Below are 18,948 nucleotides of genomic sequence, written 5' to 3'. Positions count from 1 at the left end.
GGCTTAAAATTAGCCCTGAATGTTTTTTATTATATATGCTTGAACAAATCATTAATAAACACGCAACACTGGCAGTAATTGGATTAGGATATGTTGGACTCCCCATTGCATTAGCCTTCGCAAAAAAAATCAAAGTAATTGGTTTTGATATTAATTCCCATAGAATTTCTCTGATGCAACAGGGGATAGATCCTAGTGGCGAACTTACCACTAAAGATTTTGAAGGCTGCGATATCACCTTTACACACAGCCTGGATGATCTGCGTAAAGCCTCATTCTTCATTGTTGCTGTGCCAACCCCAATAGATACCCATACTATGCCTGATCTGAAGCCACTACTATCTGCTTCAGCGACAGTAGGGAAAGTTCTAAAAAAAGGAGATTATGTGGTGTATGAATCAACCGTATATCCTGGCTGTACAGAAGAGGATTGTATTCCTATTCTGGAACAGGAATCAGGCCTTATTTTTAAAAAAGATTTTAAAGTAGGCTATTCTCCTGAACGTATAAATCCTGGCGACAAAGAACATACACTTTCTAAAATTACTAAAGTTGTTTCCGGCTGTGGAGAAGATTCTCTGCATGTAATTTCTGAAATATACAAGCTTGTGGTAGAGGCCGGCGTACACAAGGCTTCATCTATTAAAGTTGCTGAGGCAGCCAAAATCATCGAAAATACACAACGTGATCTAAATATTGCGCTGATGAATGAGTTATCCATGATCTTTGATAGGCTTAAAATCAATACATATGAAGTTTTGGAAGCAGCTGGGACAAAATGGAATTTCCTGCGTTTTTCACCTGGCTTGGTAGGAGGACATTGTATCGGCGTAGATCCCTATTATTTAACTTACAAATCCAAAGAGTTAGGGCATGATCCGAAAGTAATTTTGAGTGGCAGGCAGATTAATGATGCTATGGGTGCTTATGTAGCCAAGCGGACTGTACAATTGATGGCTAAACAAGGCAAAGATATTGTAAAAGCAAAAGTGTTAATTATGGGTGCTACTTTTAAGGAGAATGTAGAAGATATACGCAATTCTAAAGTAGCCGATGTGGTGAATGAATTGAGAAGTTTTGGAGTACATGTTGACATTATTGATCCCCATGCGGATTCAGATGAACTTAAGCATGAATATGGATTTGAACTTGTGCCACAAGCAGGAAGTAATTATGATGCGATTATTTTAGCTGTAAGCCATACTGAATATATAAAGCTTGAAGAATCATTTTTTGAATCTTTATCCGCATCAAAGGCAGTAATAGTTGATATTAAAGGTATTTACAGAAATAAAATTAAACGTTTGGAATACTGGTCTTTATAATTACTTTTTCTTACTAGAAAAACCTTAAGTTCGCCGTCTGTAATTACCATTTTTCAGTTGTTTCATAGAATATCTTCTTCACTATTATATCTCATATGTTTGATAGATTGTGGATCTTGAAATAGTATCAATTAATTTATTGTTTTATCTTTTATAATTAACTAAAAGTACACTTCTGTGTATAGTTATCTATATTTGCTTTGCCTTTCTCAAAAAGCGCACGTATAAGATGGACACATACATTAAAATACCAGTATAATATGAGCAAAATAGCAGTTACAGGAGGAGCCGGGTTTATAGGATCTCATACCGTAATAGAATTGTATAGGGCAGGCTTTGAACCTATCATTATTGATGATTTTTCAAATTCCGAAATATCAGTTTTACAAGGAATTGAAAATATCATAGGTACTGCCGTTTCTTGTTATGATGCTGATTGTAATAACCAGCAAGTAATGGATACTATATTTGCCCACGAAAAAAATATTACTGGTATTATTCATTTTGCTGCCTTTAAAGCAGTAGGTGAATCTGTACAACAACCGGTTAAGTATTACAGAAACAACCTGAATTCATTGCTGGTGATGATGGAAATGATGGGTAAATACAACGTTCCTCATCTGGTTTTTTCCTCTTCTTGTACAGTGTATGGACAGCCAGAAGTATTGCCTGTGAACGAGCAATCACCAATTTTGCCAGCACAGTCTCCTTATGGAAGTACTAAGCAATTATGCGAGCAGATGATCGAGCAAATGGTGAAAGCAGGGAAACCATTAAAAGCCATCTCTCTCCGGTATTTTAATCCGATCGGTGCCCATCCTTCTGGTCATATAGGTGAATTGCCCATTGGTACCCCTGGTAATCTGGTTCCTTTTATCACCCAGACGGCTGCTGGTTTACGACCCATGATTACGGTGTTTGGAAATGATTATGATACTGCCGATGGAACCTGTGTAAGAGATTATATTCATGTAGTTGATCTGGCCAAAGCGCATGTTAAAGCACTCGAATTATTAGACCGTACGCACGATTCTCAATATTATGATGTATTTAATGTAGGTACCGGAGCTGGTAATACGGTTCTGGAAGTAATTAAGACATTTGAAATTGTAACTGGAAGAAAACTGAATTATAAGATAGGTCCTCGCAGAGCCGGAGATATTGAAAAAATTTATGCTGAAGTAGATAAAGCCCGTGACGTATTGCGATGGCAGTCGGGACTTACCTTAAGAGATGCCTTAAAAGATGCATGGAACTGGCAACAAAAATTACAAAGTAAAGCTGAAACGGCTCAGGTTCCTTCTTAATTATTATAGCATATGAAAAAAATACTAATCACCGGAGGGGCAGGATTTATTGGCTCTCATGTCGTACGTGTGTTTGTAAACCGATACTCCGATTATTCTATTTATAACCTGGATAAACTTACCTATGCTGGCAATCTGGCTAACTTGTCAGATGTAGAGGAAATGCCTAATTATACTTTCATTAAAGGCGACATTGTAGATGCTGAATTCATTCATAAGTTATTTCAGATACATGCCTTTGATGCAGTGATTCACTTGGCAGCTGAATCTCATGTAGATCGCTCAATCAGCGATCCGATGGCTTTTATTTACACCAATGTGGTAGGTACAGCTAATTTATTGAACGCTGCCAGAATGTTATGGAAGAATAGTTCCGGCGACCATTTGTTCTACCATGTTTCTACCGATGAGGTATATGGCTCTCTGCATAACCCGGAAGATTTTTTCATAGAAACTACGCCATATGATCCACAATCTCCTTATTCGGCTTCAAAAGCTGGGTCTGATCATTTAGTGAGAGCTTATCATAATACATATAAATTGCCAGTAGTTATTACTAACTGCTCTAATAATTATGGCCCTAATCAGTTTCCTGAGAAATTGCTGCCTTTATGTATCAATAATATAAAGAATAATAAGTCCTTGCCTGTATATGGAAAAGGTGAAAATGTGCGTGACTGGTTGTATGTGGTAGACCACGCCCGGGCAATTGATACTGTTTTTCACGGAGGAAAAGTTGGTGAAACTTATAATATTGGAGGGTTTAATGAATGGAGGAATATAGATATTGTTCATTTGCTCTGCCGTATTATGGATAAGAAACTGAATCGTCCGGAAGGCACTTCTGCACGATTGATTACTTTTGTTACCGACAGAGCTGGCCATGATCTACGTTATGCCATTGATGCTTCCAAAATTATGAATGAGTTAGGATGGAAACCTTCTTTGCAATTTGAGGAAGGTCTGGAAAAAACCGTAGACTGGTATCTCACTAACAATGAATGGCTGGAAAACGTAACTTCGGGTGCATATCAGCATTATTACAAAGAGCAATATAATTAGCGAATTCCTTTTCTACACATTCTCCGGTTGTAAAACCAGCTATCATCCATATTCACATGTACGAAACCCCTTTTCATAAGGAAGACTTAAGTAAATATAGTTTTTTAATTACCGGTGGGGCTGGGTTTATTGGCTCTAATCTGGCAGAATATCTGTTAAAGTACAATGCTGGAAAAGTAAGAATCCTGGATGATTTATCAACCGGATTTGACTCAAACATAGAAATTTTCAATAATAATACCGCATTTGAATATCTATCAGGGGACATCCGGGATATACAGATTTGTCAGGAAGCTTGTAAAGGAGTAGATATTGTGTTACATCAGGCTGCACTTGGTTCTGTACCTCGTAGCATTAAAGATCCTGTTCCTACTAATGCTGTAAATATTGATGGCTTTCTGAATATGCTCATCGCAGCTCGTGATAATAAAGTAAAACGCTTCGTATATGCAGCCTCTTCCTCTGTCTATGGAGATAGCAAAGAATTGCCTAAAGTAGAAGATCGCATTGGCAAACCTCTCTCTCCCTATGCTGTTACCAAACTTGTGAATGAATTGTATGCAGATGTTTTTGCCCGTACCTATCAACTACCTGTGATTGGGTTGCGCTATTTTAATGTATTTGGGCCCAGACAAAGCCCAAAAGGAGCCTATGCCGCAGTAATTCCACTGTTTATTCAAGCGATTTCTCAAAACACATCTCCTGTTATTTTTGGCGATGGAGAGCAAACCAGGGATTTTACTTTCGTCGAAAATGCTGTTCAGGCTAACATAAGAGCTGCATTTGCACCAGATTCAGCCATCAATCAAGTTTATAATATTGCTGTTGGAGAAAGCACTTCATTAAATCAATTATTTTACTCACTGGCGGCCATTACAGGTTCAACACTTAAGCCAACCTATGTTGCCGAACGTTCTGGTGACATTCGGAATAGTTTGGCAGATATAAGTAAAGCAAATACATTGTTAAACTATCAACCGGCTGTAAAAATCAAACAGGGCTTACAAATTACCTGGGATTGGTTTATGAATCACAAATAATGCACTGAACTCTTGTGATAAAAATATAAAAGGCCAATTTTGCACCTCAGTTTATAGTCTGCTTATTAATCATATGAAAGGAATCATTTTAGCCGGCGGCTCAGGTACTCGTTTGCATCCGCTTACATTAGCCATAAGTAAGCAATTGATGCCAGTTTACGATAAGCCCATGATTTATTACCCATTGTCTACGTTGATGATGGCTGGTATCCAGGATATACTGATTATTTCTACACCGCATGACCTTGACTTGTTCAGGAAACTTTTGGGAGATGGCCGGAATCTGGGTTGTTCTTTTACTTATGCTGTGCAGTATGAACCCAATGGATTAGCACAAGCTTTTGTAATTGGTGAAGAGTTTATCGGAGGTGATAAAGTGGCGTTGATTCTGGGAGATAATATATTCTACCGGAGTGGTCTGGGCAAACTGCTTAAATCAAATAATGACCCGGATGGAGGCATTGTATTCGCTTATCATGTACAAGATCCGGAAAGGTATGGTGTAGTGGAATTTGACAAAAATAACCAGGCTATTTCCATCGAAGAAAAACCGGCTCATCCCAAATCAAATTATGCCGTACCGGGTTTATATTTTTATGATAACGAAGTGGTATCAATTGCCAAAAGTTTAGAACCAAGCGCCCGGGGAGAATACGAAATTACAGATGTAAACAAAACATATTTGCAAAGAGGAAAACTGAAAGTAGGGATTCTGGATAGAGGCACTGCCTGGCTTGATACAGGTACATTTACTTCTCTGATGCAGGCTGGCAATTTTGTACAAGTAATAGAAGAACGGCAAGGACTTAAAATTGGCTGTATAGAAGAAATCGCCTACCGGGAGGGTTTTATTACCGCTGATGAATTAATGGCCATTGCCAAACCCCTCATCAAAAGCGGATATGGTAAATACTTGATGAGTATTTTACAACAATAAAATAGATCAGGCTTTTTTGTGTTGATACCCTGTAAAATACTGATGCATAAGTAAAGAAATTGGTAATCCTACCAGGAACATATGAATACCTATTCCTATAATTGCTTGTGTGCTACTAAATGGTAATTTAGGCGTATTACTGAGAGGCAACACTAGCAGATTCATTACTATCCATACCACGATCCCATATATCATCCCTGATAAGATTACGTGCGTAGAGAAAAAATTTACCTTAGGGTATAACCAGAAATAAAAAGCTGTAAAAATATAGGCAATCATAAAGTGGAATAGTAAGCCCCAAAATAGCATCTGATTACCCGCTACAAACGCTGTTTTCCCGAAAACACCACTGGCAATATAATAAAATATCCTGACCGGGTTTCCTCCGCCAGAGACAAGAAAATTAACTATAGCTGCTATGCCATCAAGTAAGCCTACCAGGAAACCTGTCCATAAAATCGTTGTAAACGGAGTTTTCAAATAGGCTATAGGTAAAATATCTGAAAGATTTATCTTAATTTAATAACAAGTAAAGTAGCCAATTCTTATGTACTGAAGTTAATTTCGGTATTATCCCCAATATTCAGGCTTTGGCTTAATCCTTTTAAAGAAGAATCATTGCCTATAATAGATTCCTGTAATACTACATTTTCCAGTTCACTAAATGAACCTATAATACTATTCTCAATAATGGAAGATTGAATGGTTGTATGCTCACCGATAGCAACATTAGGTCCGATAATGGAATTCTTAATCTGACATGATTCTCCCAGACTTACCGGCGGAACAATAATGCTGCCGGGAAATTGCTCATAATGGATATGTTTATAGGCTGAACGGTTCAATAAAATAGCATTAGCTTCTAGTAAAGTTTCTTTTCTGCCACAGTCGTACCAGTTATTTACCTGTATAGTGGTCATTTTTTCACCAGCTTCAATCATGTGCATCAATCCATCGGTCAGGTGATAGTCATTCTGGGTTTTTATTCCATGGTCAATTAAGTATTGGAGCGAAGAAAACAGCAATGGGGGATTATTGATTTTATAAATTCCTACCAGCGCAAGATTTGATTTAGGAATTCTAGGCTTTTCTACCAGCCGTTTGATGATTCCATTGTGTTCAATTTCTGCTACCCCAAATAAAGAAGGATTATGTACTTTCATTACACCCAGAATGGTGTGTTCAGACTGTAGTATCTGCTGCAAATCTGTATTTACAATAGTGTCGCCCAGTACAATGAGTATCTCCTTTTCCTGAAGCAGATATTCTTTCGTAAGCCAGATGGCATGTCCAAGGCCTTCACGGGGTTCCTGAATTATAAAATCTACTTTGATATCTGGATAAGTAGCTTCAATATATTTTTCAATTTTATCGCCTAAATAGCCTATTATCAGAATAAATTCCCTGATTCCACCTTCAATAAGGCTATCTATAATATGAGCTAGTATGGGTTTGCCTGCTACTGGCACCAGCGCTTTAGGCTGCGTATGAGTATGAGGTCTCAGCTTAGAACCAATACCTGCTACCGGAATAATGGCTTTCATGTAGTGTGGTTACCAGATAAAAATAACTACCTATTACCTATTCAATATATGTAATAATTCTTCTGGCATGTCATGCTATCATTTTAAATAATATAGAATTGCAATAAAAAATTTTATCAATTTATTGGTTGCTTTTATTCTGGTAAGTTACTAATTTTTGGCTCATAAACTCAAAACTCCTTTTTATCCACAAATTATTTATTTCAAAATATATTTATTCATACTGATATTCAGCATTTTACAAGTTTCATCAGTAAAATGTTGATAACTTTTGCACTTTTGTGGATAAAGTTTCATGGATTTTTTTACATGTTCTTTCCTGGTTTTTCCCATCTGTCTTTCTTTTAAGTATTTCTATCACGCTGTATGTTTTCGGCTGAAAAAATAAAACCTGTTATGTAGGCCAAAAGTATTTTTACAGTTATTATTCCCTATTGATAATTAATGAGTTGTATTACTCAGATAGTCAGTAGCGAATAGATAACCTCAACTGTAGAAATAATATTAGCCGATTTAAATATCTTATGAAAAATTATGTTCTCATTTTGATACTTTGCCTGTCAGTAAGCTTTGTATCTAACAGCTATGCACAAAAGCGTAAAAAGTCCAAAGAAGATAAGGCAACAGAGAAAGAATGGAAAAAGAAAGCCAAAAGCCTCGACCCACTCGAATATAAAAGCCTGGTAGACGAGCAGTCAAAATTAAAAAGCGAGGCAAGTGAGTTAAACGCTAAGGTTCTGGGGTTTGAGGAACAAATGAGTGTAAAGGATACTGAGATCGAAAAATTAAAAGCTGAATTACAGGAAGCCAAGACCAAACTCGCCGATGAGCAATCTTCCAATGTTACTGGCTCTGGCAGTAAAATAAGCGCAAAAGGCGTAATTTTTAAAGTACAGATTGGCGCTTTCCGTAATAAAGATTTAAGCAAATATTTTGAAAATAATCAGAATTTCAGCGGCGACGTAGATCCGGATGGCGTAAAAAAATATACCCTGGGTTATTTTGGTGAATATTGGGAAGCCGATAATTTTAAGAAATACCTGAGAGAAATGGGTGTAAAAGATGCCTGGATCGTGCCTTACAAAGATGGCGAACGGGTTAATATCAAAGATGTATTAGAAGGAGCTATTTAACTTAAGAATTTATCCAAAACAAAAAGGCTGCGTATTAAACACAGCCTTTTTGTTTTATTTATAAGTGTGTAGCTAGAAACAGCTGTATCAGATTAAAACCTTAAACTAAAGACGGTTCCCTCATTTTCAACAGATTGCATTTGAATGCTACCTTTGTGTACCTGCATAATTTGTTTAGAGAGGCTTAGTCCAATGCCAGACCCATTTTTATTGGTAGTAAAAAAAGGAATAAATATGTTTTCGGCCAGCTCTGGTGGAATACCAATCCCATTATCAACTACCTCAATTATAGGCTTATTCGTTTCACTTAATATACCAATCAGCTTAATTACTGGCTTTTCCCGGTTTTTAACGGCTTCTGAAGCATTTAGAACCAGGTTTATTAATACCTGCTCGAGCAACCTGGGATCGGCTTGTAAGGGTAGATTGGGTGGTGTAACCGATACTTTCAGTTCAATACCCTTTTTCTCAAGGTCGGTGTGCATCAACCGGTAAATGGTTTCAAATAATTCCTTTACTAAAACATTTTCTACCACCGGATCACCAATTTTGCTCAGATTCCGGTAAGTTTCCGCAAATTTTAACAAACCCTGGCTACGTTTATGAATCACATCTACACCTAGCGCTACATCTTCAAATACATCCCGTATAGGTTCCATTTCCTCTTCTCCTAATAAGTCGTTATCTGCCATAATCATGCTTTCTGACTGCGATAGTCGTTTAGAGAGTGTATCTGCCAGAGAAGAAATAGGCGCTACGGAATTCATGATTTCGTGGGTCATTACCCTAAGTAATTTTTGCCAGGTAGCTGTTTCATTTTCTTCCAATGCGGCACTCACATTTTGAAAGGCAATCAGCATGAATTTTTTACCATGCGCTTTGAAACTGGTTGCCGATAGCATAAGTTTTAGTGTATTCTGGTTCACATCCAGCTTCAGCAAGGTATGTTGACCTACTTTTAACTCGGTAATGGCTTTAAACAAAGGTTCATTTTTTTTCTGCAACGACTTTACATTTTTCATGTATGGTACGTTCAGCATTTTCTTAAATGACTGGTTCATCATTTCAACTTCGCCTGTTGTATCAAAAGACAATATGCCAGTGTCTATAAATTCGATAATGGTTTGCAGATACTGGTGATGAGTTTCTTTTTCAAAACGAAGCTGCCGGAAAGTATCGTGCACTTCGTTGAAGGCATGGCGAAGCTGTTTGAACGACTGAGGTGCTTCTTTTTCGTTAAAGTGATAAGAGAAATCAGTGTATTTAACAGCCATAATAAATTTGGCCAGTTCATTATTAGTTTTATTTACATAATTGATCAGCTCAATCAGCAATGTTGCTACAAATACACTCAGAGAAACGAGGATATAGGTAGAATAGTCATGAAAATAGCAATACGTTACCAGCCAAAGACAGCCAAAAAGAATCAGGATGCGTACCGTAACGCCGATATTGAATTTATTAAATGTCATGTTTTTCCAAACGTCTGTATAGGGCAGTCCGGGTGATGCCGAGCTCTCTGGCCGCTTTGGTAATATTCCCCTGATGTTTTTCTATCACACGCATGATGGTATTTTTTTCCATTTCATCCAGGCGCATGGCTTCAGCTTGTCCCATAGGTTCGGGAGTAGCCTCAAATTGGGTAAAGTTAAAATCATCAGGTCGTAATACACTACGTTCAGCCATAATCACAGCACGTTCCACTGCATGCTGTAATTCCCTTACATTTCCGTGCCAGGAATATTGCTTTAATTTCCGGAGGGTAGCTTCTTCAAACTGTGGCACTGCTTTATTGTACTTTTGTGCATAGATCTTGGCAAAGTGTTCGGCCAGAACCACAATATCATTCCCCCGCTGGCGCAGTGGCGGAAGCATAATTTCTACGGTATTTACCCGGTATATTAAGTCCTTGCGGAACTTATTCTGGGTAGCCATTTCATAAATAGGCATATTGGTCGCACAGATGAGCCTGATGTCTACATCAATAGGTCTATTGGTACCTAAACGGGTAATTTGCCTGTTTTGAAGGGCAGTCAATAATTTTGCCTGGTGTGGCATAGATATATTTCCGATCTCATCCAGAAACAAGGTTCCCCCAGATGCTACTTCAAACCGGCCAACCCGGTCTTCTTTGGCATCTGTATATGCTCCTTTTTTATGTCCAAATAGCTCACTTTCAAACAAAGTATCGGTTAACGCACCTAGATCTACGCTTACAAATGGCTTATCCGCCCGTAAGGAAAATTTATGTAAGGCTCTTGCGATAAGTTCTTTACCTGTTCCATTTTCTCCTAAAATGAGTATGTTGGCATCCGTAGGTGCTACTTTTTCTATTTTTTTCCGCACATCCATCATCACTTCCGATTCACCGATCAGGTCCATAAAAGTGCCTGAGTTATCTTTAATCGTTACCGGCGATGATTCTTTTACTTCCACTGAACCATTTTTTTTGGATTTGCTCTGGCTTTTCTGGTAGGCATCGGCAATAGTAGCCAGCATTTTATCATTGCGCCAGGGTTTGAGAATAAAATCAGTAGCGCCTTCTTTCAGGGAACGTACAGCCAGTTCTACATCTCCATAGGCTGTAATCATGATCACTACCGCATCTTTATCTTTCTCCATGATCTTTTTCAGCCAGAAAAAGCCCTCATTTCCCGTATTTAAAGCACTTTTATAATTCATATCCAGCAAAATCACATCAAACTTGTCTTTAGCAAGAATAGACATGAGCTTTTCGGGATTCTTTTCTGTTACCACCTCTTTCACCTCAGGCTTAAGCAGCATTTTTACAGCGAGTAGCACATCGGTGTCATCATCCACTATTAATATCTTTGCATTTTTGGAAATCATCGGACAGAGATTACAGATTAAAAGTTTTTCTTAAATTTATTCTCTCCTGTAAACAAACAAATATAATGAAATCCGGCGGCTTTGTAAAATCGTCCGATAGCGGACAATAAATTGTATCGAAACCGGACAGTCATAGATAACGTTTATTATTTACATACTGATTTTCAGTAAGTTATAGTTAGGCATATTTTTTTTGGTATAGGGTATACACCAGGCATAGTGATACTTACATAAACTGGTGATAGAGATACTTAAAGTAGGCATAAAGTTGCTTTTAACAAAGAAAAAATTAATACAATGGACAGAGTAATTGCAAAAAAGAAATGGAACTCGAAACGCATCATGACGATTGGTGGAATTGCTGCATTGGCAGTGCTGATCCTGACGAGTTATCTTTCTACCACTGGAAATACCAAACTGAATGTAGATGAACAAAAAATAACCATCAGTGAGATTAAAAAAGGAAGTTTTCAGGAATTTATTCCTATCAATGGCGTAGTGTTGCCCATTAAAACCATTTATCTGGATGCCATTGAAGGAGGCCGGGTAGAAGAGTTATATGTAGAAGACGGAGCCATGATGGAAAAAGATCAGCCAATCATGAAACTAGCCAACACTGACCTGGAACTTGACCTGGCTAACCGGGAAACCGGCGTATTCGACCTAATCACCAACATGCAGCGTCTGCGCAATGAGGCTGAACAAAACAGTATTCGTCAATTAAACCAATTAGCAGAAGTAGATAATGCCCTGGCAGAAGCAGAACGGGTGTATACAGCAAATAAAAAGCTATTTGACGAAAAAGTAATTGCTAAACAGGAATTTCAATCCAGCAAAAATTTGTACGATTATCAGGTTCGCCGTAAAAAATTAACCGAACAGACCCTGAGAAATGACTCTATTTCTACCAAACAGCGCTTACAGCAAATGCAGGAATCTGTTAACCGGACACAAGTAGCCCTGGGATTAATGCGTAAAAAAGCAGCCGACCTGGTAGTAAAAGCACCGGTTGCCGGTCAGCTCACTTCCTTAAATGCAGAAATTGGTGAATCTAAAACCCGTGGACAACGCCTTGGACAATTAGACGTGCTCGATGGTTTTAAAGTACGGGCAGATATTGATGAACATTACTTATCAAGGGTATTTGTTGGTTTAAAAGGCGAATTCACCTTTGCTGGAAAAGATTATGAATTAAATATCAAAAAAGTATATACTACTGTAACCGATGGCCGGTTCCAGGTAGATATGGAATTCACCAGTGAAGTTCCTAAAGGCATCCGCAGAGGGCAGACCTTACAAATCCGCCTTGCTTTAAGTGATCAGACACAAGCCGTATTACTTCCCAGAGGTGGTTTCTATCAACAAACTGGTGGCAACTGGATTTACAAAGTGACCGAAGCTGGTGGAAGTGCCGTGAAAGTAGATATCCGCCTGGGCCGTCAGAATCCGGAGTATTATGAAGTACTCGAAGGCTTAAATGTAGGCGATAAAGTAGTAACCTCCAGCTACGAAAACTACGGAGACAAGGACGAATTACGAATCAAAGGAGAATAACCATCGTCTGGAACCAGAACTAATCGGACCAACCCAATTAATTCTGGTTCCAGATAAAAATACATATACACCCATCAATAGCTTTAAGATTAAACAATTCATACATATGATCCAGATCGAACAATTAGAAAAAACCTACCGTACGGAAGAAGTAGAAACTGTGGCACTCAACAAAGTATCCCTGGAAATTAAGGAGGGCGAATTTGTAGCGATTATGGGACCTTCTGGCTGCGGAAAATCTACCTTGTTAAATATTTTAGGGCTACTTGACAATCCCGACGGAGGCAGCTACAAATTTCTGGGTCAGGAGATCGCCGGCTTTAACGAACGTAAAAGAGCTGACCTGCGCAAGCGTAACATTGGCTTTGTATTCCAGAGCTTTAATCTGATTGATGAGTTAACTGTTTACGAAAACGTAGAACTTCCGCTATTATACCTGAAGGTAGGTGCTACCGAACGCAAGAAAAAAGTAGAAGCCGTGCTTGAAAAAATGCAGATGATGCACCGCCGCAATCACTTCCCGCAACAACTTTCCGGTGGACAGCAGCAAAGGGTAGCTGTAGCAAGAGCGGTTATCAATAATCCTAAGCTGATCCTGGCTGATGAGCCTACCGGTAACCTGGACTCCAGTAATGGGAATGAAGTAATGCAATTGCTTACTGAACTAAATGAAGCCGGAGCAACTGTAATTATTGTAACCCACTCCAACCATGATGCTGCTTATAGCCACCGCATTGTTCGCTTGCTCGATGGACAGATTGTGATGGAAAATATTAATGAAAAATTTATGGTGTAAGTGGCCTGGAATCTGTTAATCTGGAACCAGGATTATACAGATTTTTAGGATTAAAATGATTAAAAAAAGTAAATCAATAATCCTGAAAATCTATTAATCCTAAAATCCCGGTTCCAGACAATCAATCCTGGTTACAATTAATTATGCTTAAAAACTATATAACTATTGCCGTGCGCACCCTCGTACGGCAAGCTGTTTTTTCGTCGGTTACCATCATCGGTTTTTCTATAGGCATGACCTGTGTGATGCTTATTTCTCTGTATGTATGGGACGAATTACAATACGACCGGCACCATCAGCAGCATGAGCAAATTTACCGGGTAGTACAGCAACAATATTTTACTGGTACTTCGCAAGCGCTGGCCACTACCAGTGGGCCGGTAGCGGCTGCACTTCAAAAGGATTATGCAGAAGTTGAAAAGGCAGTTCGTATTTTTATCCGGAAAAATGCTTTGCTAAGCTCCGGCGAAAGAAAATTTTATGGAGAAAATGTAGCCTTTACTGATCCCTCAGCCTTCAAGGTTTTCACTTTTCAGTTTATAGCAGGTAATGCCAACGATGCTTTAGCACAGCCGAATACGATGGTACTAACAGAATCAACCGCACAAAAATATTTTGGCCGGGAAGATCCCATCGGAAAGATAATTAAGCTGAATAACACCCCATATACCATAAATGGCCTCATAAAAGATCCACCGGCAAATTCCCATGTTCATTTCAGCTGCCTTGCTTCACTAGTTACCTTAGAACAGTTTCCTTGGATGCAGAACTGGGGCATCACCAGCCTGTGGACGTATGTGTTAGTTAAACCACAAACCAGTATTGCTGCTCTGGAAAAAAAGCTGCCTGCTTTTGTAGAAAAATATCATGGCGAAGGATATTCAGAGCGTATTAGTTACCAATTGCAGCCATTAATTGATATTCATCTGTACTCAAATATGGCCGGCGAAATTGAACCGAATGGGAATATTTTGTTTGTCAAGATATTTGCTGCCATTGCTATATTTATTTTATTACTGGCTTGCATTAATTATATAAATCTGTCTACAGCCAGGGCTACTGAACGCATGAAGGAAGTAGGGTTGCGTAAAATGGTTGGCGCACATCGTTTTCAAGTGGCATCTCAGTTTCTTATAGAAGCTGTAATTACTTCTTTGCTGGCTTTTGTAATGGCTGTACTTCTATTTTCTATAAGCCTTCCGGTATTTAATCAACTGACAGGAAAAGCATTTTCATGGTATACTCTGGATAGTAACATGATCCTGGTTAGCCTGATTATTTTTATACTAGCCGGGTTAATTTCAGGGTTGTATCCAGCCTTTTATCTTTCCTCATTCCGGCTTGTTAATGCCTTTAAGAGTAATGTGACCCATATTCGCACTGGTCTTGATTTTCGGAAAGTACTGGTAGTGGTACAGTTTACAGTTTCTGTTGTTTTACTTATTGCTACATTCATTGCCTATCAGCAGTTACAATACATTCAATCGTCTCATCTGGGATTTGATAAAGAACATTTGATCAATGTTAAAGTACGGGATGCCCAATGGCGTGGAAAATCTGATTTACTTAAACAGCAATTATCCACAGTTTCTGGGGTAGCAAAAGTGGCGGCTTCTCTCAATTTTATGGGTGAAGAACTGGATGGATCAGATGTAAGACCGGCCGGAACTCCGGAAGAAGCAACCAAACTACTGGCTGTCACCTTCGTAGATTATGATTTTATTGAAACCATGCAGATGCAAATGGCTGCCGGACGTGCTTTCTCAAATCAATTTGCCGGCGATACATCGGCTGCTTTTATTATCAATGAAGCAGCTGTAAAAGCATTTGGCTGGTCATCTGCCGAAGAAGCAATTGGAAAAGAACTGGAATACCTGGGAGGTGAACGGATGAAAGAACCCGTGATTGGCGTGGTAAAAGATTTTCATTTTGCCTCTTTACACCAGCAAGTACAACCTTTACTGCTCATGTGCTGGCCATCCAGATTATCTTCTCTCAGTATAAAATTACGTTCTGGTGATCCGGCAATTACTTTAGCTGAACTGGATAAGAAATGGCAAAGCTTATCTCCGGATTTTCCATTCGAATACCAGTTTGCCGATGATGCTATTGATAAATTGTACCAAAGCGACCAGAGGGCCGGACAATTATTCGCTGTATTTGCAGCATTAGCTATCGGGATAGCCTGCCTGGGATTATTTGGTATGACTGTATTTACCGCCCGGAAACGCATTAAAGAAATAGGTGTTCGTAAAGTATTAGGCGCATCGATTAATCAGATAATATTGTTATTATGTAAAGATTTTATCAGCCTTGTTCTGATTTCAATTCTGATTGCTGCCCCCATTGCCTGGTATGGAATGCACCAGTGGCTCAACAATTTTGCCTTCCATATTGAGATCAATATAATTCCGTTTATCATAGCCGGAGCCATTGCAAGCAGTATTGCTTTGCTCACCATCAGCCATCAGGCTATCAAAGCCGCTCTGGCTAATCCGGTAAATAGCCTAAGAAATGAGTAATTCCATTCATTCTTTTTCCAATTAAGGTTCAATCCGGGAAGATTCGTTAATAAAATGTTAATATTAGGCAGGCTCTCTGTTTTCTTTGTAAGTTGCTGCCAGAAAAACAAGTGTTGGCAAAGCCGGAAAATCTATAGTCAGATATAGTATACCCTGCCAACTGTTTTTCAGAAAACAGATTGTATAAGCAATATGTATGCATTGAATTTTACGAGGTCTCTATTTCTTCTCTTTTTTCTGTTTCAGGCACCAAAGGTTCTTGCTCAAACATCTACCAACTTGCAGCAAGAATACCAGTTACGGATAAGCCGCACTCCTCAGCCTATCAAAATAGATGGAGAACTAACAGATTCTGTTTGGAATTCAGCAGAGGCAGCAACTAATTTCTGGGAGAAATGGCCGCAGGATAAAGATAAAGCCAAGCGGCAAACAGAAGTGCGGCTGGCGTATGACAATACCTATCTGTATGTTGCCGCCATCTGCTATGATACATCCCAGTACATTATTCAGACGCTGAAACGGGACACTAAGTACTGGGACAGTGATGGATTCGCCATTGTTATAGATCCGGTAAACCAGCAAACCAATGGATTTTTTTTCGGAGTAAGTCCATTGAATGTACAATCTGAAGATTTGTTAAGTGCCAGTTCCTTTGGCGATATGACCTTTAGCTGGGACAACAAATGGTTTTCGGCTACGAAAAATCACCCTACATTCTGGACAGTTGAAATGGCTATTCCTTTTAAAACCTTGCGCTATAAGGCAGGCAGTACTAAGTGGGGCGTTAATTTCGTACGCACAGATATGAAAAACAACCAGTATTCTACCTGGACAAAAGTACCCCTGCAATTTTTAGGAACTGACCTGGGATATACCGGGGTAATGATATGGGATGACGCACCTGGGCAGGCGAAAGGAAACATATCATTAATTCCTTATATAACTGGTTCTGCCGTTACTAATCACGAAGATGGAGAACCTACAAAAGTAAAATTCAATGCCGGCTTCGACGCAAAAGTAGCAGTAACTTCCTCCCTAAACCTGGATCTGACCGTGAATCCGGATTTTTCGCAGGTAGAAGTAGATAAGCAGGTCACCAATCTGACCCGCTTCGATATTTTCTTTCCGGAAAGGCGTACCTTCTTCCTGGAGAACAACGACTTATTTACAGAATTTGGACCCCCACCAGCCAGGCCTTTTTTTTCCCGGCGTATTGGTTTAGATAGGAATGGACAAACCATACCCATTTTGTTTGGTGCCCGCATAAGCGGAAACCTTGGGAACAAATGGCGGGTAGGTCTGATGAATATGCAAACCAAAGCTACTGCAGATTTTGCGGCTCAGAATTATACAGCTTTTGCTTTTAACCGCAGGATATGGAGCCGTTCCTTAATTAAAGGCTATGTACACAACCGGCAAAATACAATGTCCGGAGAAGTAGCTAAAAAAGATTATAGCCGCAATGCCGGAATGGAATTTCTCTATGTGAATAAAAAAGGCGACTGGAATGGCTGGGCTGGGCTTCATCTATCAGATAAACATACCTATCAAGATAAGAATATATATGCCAATGCTGGTGGCGGCTATTTTGGGCGCAACTTTACCATGTTTATCGACTACTATAATATTGGCACCAATTATTATACAGATATGGGGTTTATCAACCGTATCGAAAATTATGATGCCGAACGGGATTCTACCATCCGGATGGGTTTTCATCAGTTCTATAGCGAAATAGAATATAATATCCGTCCGGAAAAGAGAAAACGCATCAACAACCACTCAATCAATCTGGCTACCTCTGTTACATTAAACCCCGATGGGTCGGCCAATGAGCGGGTGAATCAGCTCAATTATTCTATTTTTTTCCAGAATACAAGTATTCTCACCTTTCAGATAGATAACCAGGATATTCATTTACTGTATCCGTTCAGCTTTACTGAAAAAACACCTTTTCCGGTTGGCAAATACAGTTATACCTTCTATAATCTGGAGTTTTTATCTGATACCCGGAAAAGCTTTATTTTTACTGGTATTGTTCGGGCAGGGCAATTTTATAATGGAACCCTCCAGAGTTATGTTGCCGGAATTACATTCCGCAGGCAGCCATGGGGAAACTTTTCACTCGATTTTGAGCAAAACCTATTGCGCTTTCCCGGAGATTATGGCAGCACCAGTCTGTTCCTGATAAGTCCCAGGGCAGAAATCAATTTTTCGAACAGTGTGTTCTGGACTACTTTTCTTCAGTTTAATACCCAGCGAAATAATTTCAATATCAATAGCCGCCTGCAATGGAGGTTCCGGCCTATGTCCGATTTCTTCCTGGTATATACAGATAATTATTTCACCGATCCTTTTCTAAGAACCAAGAACCGGGCGCTTGTTTTTAAACTGAACTACTGGCTTACAATTTAGAGAACAGGTTATAAGGGAACAGCTTATTATTTGTTTCCCGACATGGAATACATGCTGCTGCAAGCTTCTGCACAATGCTGGCATGCTTCGGCACACATCTGGCAGTGTTCCATATGTTTGTGTTTGGCACATTCCTCGCCGCACATCCGGCAGATTTGTTCGCATACCTGTAAGTATTCCTTGGTGATTTCTGAATTTCGCTGGAGCAAACGGGCTGCCTGGGTACAAATATCTGCACAATCACGATCGAGGGAAATACAACGGACCATCATTTTAACATCTTCTTCCTGAAGGCAGGAAGTAGCACAATGTTCGCAGGCAAAGGCACATTCCAGCAATGTCTGGATAAGTTCATTGTTATTTTGGGTTTGCATAGCAGTAATAATTTAGTGTAAAACATGCTTATCTTAAAAAGTACTCTAATAGACACGAAAGGGTTACAGTGAAAGCCAGATAGTTTTTA

The 18,948-nt window shown here is 39.2% G+C and carries 15 protein-coding genes; 10 read left to right on the top strand and 5 right to left on the bottom strand.

All coding sequences use genetic code 11. The features are described from left to right. Positions 1–35: 35 nt before the first annotated feature. From GXP67_RS17615 to rfbA, 5 genes are all read left to right on the top strand, one after another. Positions 36–1,325: a nucleotide sugar dehydrogenase gene (locus tag GXP67_RS17615; protein ID WP_162444340.1), complete on the top strand. Its 1,290-nt coding sequence runs from the start codon at positions 36–38 to the stop codon at positions 1,323–1,325. 260 nt (positions 1,326–1,585) lie between these two features. Then, a complete protein-coding gene (gene galE, locus GXP67_RS17610; protein ID WP_162444339.1) occupies positions 1,586–2,632 on the top strand; it encodes a UDP-glucose 4-epimerase GalE in 1,047 nt (348 codons plus the stop codon). A gap of 12 nt (positions 2,633–2,644) precedes the next feature. Then, positions 2,645–3,694: a dTDP-glucose 4,6-dehydratase gene (gene rfbB, locus GXP67_RS17605; protein ID WP_162444338.1), complete on the top strand. Its 1,050-nt coding sequence runs from the start codon at positions 2,645–2,647 to the stop codon at positions 3,692–3,694. Positions 3,695–3,750: 56 nt separating this feature from the next. Continuing rightward, positions 3,751–4,734: an SDR family oxidoreductase gene (locus GXP67_RS17600; RefSeq protein ID WP_162444337.1), complete on the top strand. Its 984-nt coding sequence runs from the start codon at positions 3,751–3,753 to the stop codon at positions 4,732–4,734. A 73-nt stretch (positions 4,735–4,807) separates the two neighbouring features. Beyond that, positions 4,808–5,671 (top strand): glucose-1-phosphate thymidylyltransferase RfbA, encoded by an 864-nt coding sequence (gene rfbA, locus GXP67_RS17595; protein ID WP_162444336.1) that lies wholly within the window; start codon positions 4,808–4,810, stop codon positions 5,669–5,671. Between the two features lie 6 nt (positions 5,672–5,677). Here the strand turns inward: rfbA and GXP67_RS17590 are convergent, their stop codons facing one another. Together GXP67_RS17590 and GXP67_RS17585 are read right to left on the bottom strand one after the other, a co-directional pair. Further along, positions 5,678–6,151, bottom strand: a complete 474-nt coding sequence (locus tag GXP67_RS17590) for a DUF1440 domain-containing protein (RefSeq protein WP_162444335.1) — start codon at positions 6,149–6,151, stop codon at positions 5,678–5,680. Between the two features lie 65 nt (positions 6,152–6,216). Continuing rightward, positions 6,217–7,215 (bottom strand): sugar phosphate nucleotidyltransferase, encoded by a 999-nt coding sequence (locus GXP67_RS17585; RefSeq protein WP_162444334.1) that lies wholly within the window; start codon positions 7,213–7,215, stop codon positions 6,217–6,219. Between the two features lie 524 nt (positions 7,216–7,739). Between GXP67_RS17585 and GXP67_RS17580 the strand changes: the two genes are divergently transcribed. Beyond that, entirely contained in the window at positions 7,740–8,348 is a 609-nt protein-coding gene (locus GXP67_RS17580; RefSeq protein WP_162444333.1) for an Ezrin/radixin/moesin family protein, read from the top strand. A gap of 92 nt (positions 8,349–8,440) precedes the next feature. On the opposite strand, the gene GXP67_RS17575 is transcribed toward GXP67_RS17580, so the two are convergent. Together GXP67_RS17575 and GXP67_RS17570 are read right to left on the bottom strand one after the other, a co-directional pair. Continuing rightward, positions 8,441–9,820: a sensor histidine kinase gene (locus GXP67_RS17575; RefSeq protein ID WP_162444332.1), complete on the bottom strand. Its 1,380-nt coding sequence runs from the start codon at positions 9,818–9,820 to the stop codon at positions 8,441–8,443. Continuing rightward, positions 9,810–11,198: a sigma-54-dependent transcriptional regulator gene (locus tag GXP67_RS17570; protein WP_162444331.1), complete on the bottom strand. Its 1,389-nt coding sequence runs from the start codon at positions 11,196–11,198 to the stop codon at positions 9,810–9,812. The genes GXP67_RS17575 and GXP67_RS17570 overlap by 11 nt, the downstream gene beginning before the upstream one ends. A gap of 297 nt (positions 11,199–11,495) precedes the next feature. Here GXP67_RS17570 and GXP67_RS17565 point away from each other — a divergent pair, with 297 nt between their 5' ends. The 4 genes from GXP67_RS17565 (at position 11,496) to GXP67_RS17550 (ending at position 18,485) form a co-directional block, all read left to right on the top strand. Beyond that, positions 11,496–12,752: an efflux RND transporter periplasmic adaptor subunit gene (locus GXP67_RS17565; RefSeq protein ID WP_162444330.1), complete on the top strand. Its 1,257-nt coding sequence runs from the start codon at positions 11,496–11,498 to the stop codon at positions 12,750–12,752. A gap of 106 nt (positions 12,753–12,858) precedes the next feature. Then, on the top strand, positions 12,859–13,548 hold the full coding sequence (locus tag GXP67_RS17560; RefSeq protein WP_162444329.1) for an ABC transporter ATP-binding protein: 690 nt from the start codon (positions 12,859–12,861) through the stop codon (positions 13,546–13,548). A gap of 143 nt (positions 13,549–13,691) precedes the next feature. Next, positions 13,692–16,070: an ABC transporter permease gene (locus GXP67_RS17555; protein ID WP_162444328.1), complete on the top strand. Its 2,379-nt coding sequence runs from the start codon at positions 13,692–13,694 to the stop codon at positions 16,068–16,070. Between the two features lie 279 nt (positions 16,071–16,349). Next, the gene (locus tag GXP67_RS17550) at positions 16,350–18,485 is read left to right on the top strand and encodes a carbohydrate binding family 9 domain-containing protein (protein ID WP_162444327.1); all 2,136 of its coding nucleotides are present in this window, start codon (positions 16,350–16,352) and stop codon (positions 18,483–18,485) included. Positions 18,486–18,511: 26 nt separating this feature from the next. Here the strand turns inward: GXP67_RS17550 and GXP67_RS17545 are convergent, their stop codons facing one another. Further along, entirely contained in the window at positions 18,512–18,859 is a 348-nt protein-coding gene (locus GXP67_RS17545; protein ID WP_162444326.1) for a four-helix bundle copper-binding protein, read from the bottom strand. Positions 18,860–18,948 lie beyond the last annotated feature (89 nt).

Source organism: Rhodocytophaga rosea (assembly GCF_010119975.1).
GTDB lineage: Bacteria > Bacteroidota > Bacteroidia > Cytophagales > 172606-1 > Rhodocytophaga > Rhodocytophaga rosea.
This window is presented reverse-complemented; position numbering and strand designations above follow the sequence as displayed.

Excerpts from the sequence above, each read along its gene's own strand:
- GXP67_RS17615 (WP_162444340.1), top strand. The coding sequence starts at position 36 with ATGCTTGAACAAATCATTAATAAACACGCAACACTGGCAGTAATTGGA.
- galE (WP_162444339.1), top strand. The coding sequence starts at position 1,586 with ATGAGCAAAATAGCAGTTACAGGAGGAGCCGGGTTTATAGGATCTCAT.
- rfbB (WP_162444338.1), top strand. The coding sequence starts at position 2,645 with ATGAAAAAAATACTAATCACCGGAGGGGCAGGATTTATTGGCTCTCAT.
- GXP67_RS17600 (WP_162444337.1), top strand. The coding sequence starts at position 3,751 with ATGTACGAAACCCCTTTTCATAAGGAAGACTTAAGTAAATATAGTTTT.
- rfbA (WP_162444336.1), top strand. The coding sequence starts at position 4,808 with ATGAAAGGAATCATTTTAGCCGGCGGCTCAGGTACTCGTTTGCATCCG.
- GXP67_RS17585 (WP_162444334.1), bottom strand. The coding sequence starts at position 7,215 with ATGAAAGCCATTATTCCGGTAGCAGGTATTGGTTCTAAGCTGAGACCT.
- GXP67_RS17580 (WP_162444333.1), top strand. The coding sequence starts at position 7,740 with ATGAAAAATTATGTTCTCATTTTGATACTTTGCCTGTCAGTAAGCTTT.
- GXP67_RS17575 (WP_162444332.1), bottom strand. The coding sequence starts at position 9,820 with ATGACATTTAATAAATTCAATATCGGCGTTACGGTACGCATCCTGATT.
- GXP67_RS17570 (WP_162444331.1), bottom strand. The coding sequence starts at position 11,198 with ATGATTTCCAAAAATGCAAAGATATTAATAGTGGATGATGACACCGAT.
- GXP67_RS17565 (WP_162444330.1), top strand. The coding sequence starts at position 11,496 with ATGGACAGAGTAATTGCAAAAAAGAAATGGAACTCGAAACGCATCATG.
- GXP67_RS17560 (WP_162444329.1), top strand. The coding sequence starts at position 12,859 with ATGATCCAGATCGAACAATTAGAAAAAACCTACCGTACGGAAGAAGTA.
- GXP67_RS17555 (WP_162444328.1), top strand. The coding sequence starts at position 13,692 with ATGCTTAAAAACTATATAACTATTGCCGTGCGCACCCTCGTACGGCAA.
- GXP67_RS17545 (WP_162444326.1), bottom strand. The coding sequence starts at position 18,859 with ATGCAAACCCAAAATAACAATGAACTTATCCAGACATTGCTGGAATGT.